Raw genomic sequence first — 3,537 nt, 5'->3', positions numbered from 1 at the left:
TACCATCGGGACGGACTTCAACTACATACAAATCAAAAGAACCTTTCCCACCAGGACGATCACTCGAAAAGTAAAGTTGCGTACCATCGGGGGAAAGATACGGGTGTTGGGTCGAAAAAGTATCGCTACAAAAAGGCAACTCTGTACTATTTTTCCAATCGTTGTCTACCCATTCGGCGCGGAACAACTTAACGGAAGCAAACTTTTCATCACCTACTTTAACGCGTTTACTATTGGTTCTGCTGAAATACATAATTTTTCCATCTGTAGAAAAAACAGCATTACTTTCATGGGTTTTGGTATTTATAGATTTTGGAAAAGGTTGTATGTTTTCCAACTGATTTTGTGCATTTAAAGTCGCTTCAAAAAGATCCAAATAAGGTTTGTCGTTCCAACTAAAAAGGGGTTGCTCCGTACTTCGTAAGGAAGCAAAAACCACTTTATCGCCGCGATACGCCATTCCGAAATCCCCAGTATTGTTGGTTTTGGTCATCAATTGAACCTCATAATCATAGGGAACTATGGTATTCAAATTATCGATGAATTTTTGGGTATCCACGGGATATTTAAGATACTCACCCATAATTTTATCGGCTTTTTCATAATCTTTGATTCCTTTTAAGGCATGGGCATAGCGAAAGTAATACTCGGGTTTGACCGAATCTTTGTATTGAAAAAACAACTGCCCATAGTTTTTCACCGCCGCATCCATTTGTGCATTGTAATAATAACAATCGCCAAGGTTGGATAAAATCACTCGATTGGGTTTGAGTGTTTCATAGACCGAGGCAGTTTGAACATAAGCTTTATTGGCAAATAATTTATTGGCAAATTTAACGGAGGGTTTCTTTTGAGCCGTAACGCCCATTGAAGCAAGTATCAGAAAGAGGTAAAGTATACGCATAGCCATCCTTTTAGAAGAAACGAGGTGATTTATCATAGCCATTGCCGGTGCTATTTTTACCGGTTTTACTGAGGTTAAATAAAATCATGATTTCATGTGAACCAGAATTAAAACGACTTAAGTTGGATAAGGTATAATCGTAAGCATATCCAATTCGCAGGTTTTGCGTGATTCGAAAATTCACCAACCCACTCACCGCATCGCCCACGCGGTACCCTACTCCCATTTCCAACATATTGTTGTACAGAAAATTTGCAGTAACATCTAATGAAACGGGGGAACCTGAGACTGCTTTGGTCATGAAAGCGGGTTTGAATTTGAATTGATCGTTCAAATCAAAAACATACCCTCCCGTAAGAAAGTAATGAATTTCTTCGACGCCGGTACGCGTTAAGCCATCCCGTGTTTCGAGGTGTTTCGTTCGTAATAAATTGGGCGCTGAAAGCCCTACATAATATTTTTCACCAAAATAAAAGGTCCCCACTCCAATATTGGGATACGTTCGACTCAAATTATTAGCAAAAGCCTGATCGGGTAAATTATCCGTAAATACAAATCCATTAAAGTTGGTACTAAAAAAGGTTGCTCCCGCTTTGATTCCAAAAGATAACTTTTGTTTTTCTCCAAGAGGTAAAACATAAGCCATATCGGCAAAGACATTACTTTCTTTGACCACATCGCCAATTTCATCGTGTACAATAGACATTCCCACTTCGACCCGTTTTTTTAGAGGTGTATGCACAAAAAACGTTCCTGTCGTTGGCCCACCCACAGCACCTACCCATTGAGCGCGATACAATCCACCAAGATTAATGGCATCGGCATCATCGGTAGCATAAGCTGGATTGAGCACACTCATGTTATACATGTACTGGGTATACTGAGGATCCTGTTGCGCTTGCGTTCGGGTTAAACACAAGAGTAAAACAACAATGAGTATATATTTTATTCTATTAGCTTTCATAGGCGAATGTTATCTGCTTAAATAAAGACGTCCTTGTATGGGGGCACGGACACCGTCATTAAATTCTAAAATAAAGAAGTAAACTCCAGCGGGAGCTAAACCACCACCGACGGAACCTTCCGTTGAACGACCATTCCAATGGGGATTTGAACGATTACCCTTGAACAATACGTTGCCATAACGATTGAAAATTTCGATGGTAAAGTTGGGATACAACTCAAGGAGATTTTTGATAATAAACTCATCGTTTATCCCATCGGTATTGGGTGAAAATCCGTCTGGTATGATAATATCATCGGGGGTACAAGACTCAAGAACAACGGTCAACTCAAGACGGGTACTTTCACAACCCGCACTAGATTGAACTGCGCCATAATATGTTATTCCATCCTGTAATACCGTCGAAGAATCCAAAGGAGTTCCCCCAGAAGCCGAGCTATACCATACGATAGTTCCCGATACCGATAATTGAGCACTCATATCGGAAAGTGTAGCATTACTATCGATACAAAATGTCGTTGAACCTGTCAATACGGGAGGTTGCGGATCTTGAACTTCAAAAGCGATAGGGGTAAAATTTAAAGTACTATTGCCACAATTTGTGATTTGACTGATGATGGAAGTTAGGGTTAGATTCACCGACCCTGCATTGGCCAAATCGCTCGCTGGAATAGTAAACGATGCTGCGCCGTTGGTAAAAATCACTGAACTCGAAAATGTTCCTGTATTATCTCCCGAAAGTTGATAATCTAAAGTATAATTGCCATTCATTAAGCTCGTTGCCCCTGTAATGGTCACCGTAGCTTGATCCCCTATACAAAGTGATGTAACTAGAACAGTAGCATTACTTAACGTAGGTTGTGGAAGTACCGTTATTGTGGTCGAAGCTGTTGAAATGGCCGAATTACAATTCCCGTTCAATGCGGTAACCGCTGTTAATGCAATCGTCACATTACCCGATGTTTGAAAATACGAAGCGGGTATCGTAAACTGACCATTTCCTCCAGTAATTAACACTATAGCTGTGGTTCCTGTGGATGGATTCGCATTAGTAACCGAGTAAGTGAATGTATAGTTTCCATCAGCTAAGGTTGTTGCCCCACTGATAGAGACAATTACAGCTGAATTCTGACACACACTGGGTGCTGTTATAGCGCCTAAACCAAAATCAGGAGGTGCTATTAAGTTAACCGTTAGGGCAGCTGTATCGGGGTTACATGTTCCTGTTCCTACTACTGTATAAATATAAGTACCTGCGGGATCAAAAGCCGGATTAAAAATACCCGTGCCACTTGCCAATGGAGGAGACCAAGTTCCTCCAGACTGCGCAGAAGTCCCTAAACTCAAAAACAAATCAATTGGTGTTGCATTAGAGCAAAGCGTCACTGTTGCATCCACGCCTGCATTGGGACCGGGTGTTAATGTTACACTTACTGTAGCAGTATCGCTTCCACAAGGTGCCCCACCTACTACCGTGTAGATGTAAGTTCCCGCAGTATCTACTGCTGGATTAAAGAAGCCCGTGCCACTGGCTAAAGCTGGTGTCCACGTTCCTCCTGCTTGAGGTGTTCCGCCTAAACTTAAAAACAAATCGGTAGGGGTAGCATTTGAACATAAAACTAATGTCCCATCATTGCCTGCATTGGGAATCGGATTGACTGTTACTGTA

Annotated in this window: 2 protein-coding genes and 1 pseudogene; all 3 read right to left on the bottom strand. The window is 41.4% G+C overall.

Going from position 1 to position 3,537, the window contains the following annotated elements; genetic code table 11:
• A pseudogene (locus ABWO12_RS12215) lies at positions 1-904 on the bottom strand (OmpA family protein); the annotation flags it as partial.
• 10 nt (positions 905-914) lie between these two features.
• Entirely contained in the window at positions 915-1,868 is a 954-nt protein-coding gene (locus tag ABWO12_RS12210; RefSeq protein ID WP_353089286.1) for a PorP/SprF family type IX secretion system membrane protein, read from the bottom strand.
• Positions 1,869-1,877: 9 nt separating this feature from the next.
• The coding region (locus tag ABWO12_RS12205; protein ID WP_353089285.1) for a T9SS type B sorting domain-containing protein at positions 1,878-3,537 on the bottom strand (1,660 nt) is incomplete at its 5' end.

Origin of the sequence: Flavobacterium sp., assembly GCF_040379285.1 — a bacterium.
In the GTDB taxonomy this organism is placed as follows: Bacteria; Bacteroidota; Bacteroidia; order Flavobacteriales; family Flavobacteriaceae; genus Flavobacterium.
This window is presented reverse-complemented; position numbering and strand designations above follow the sequence as displayed.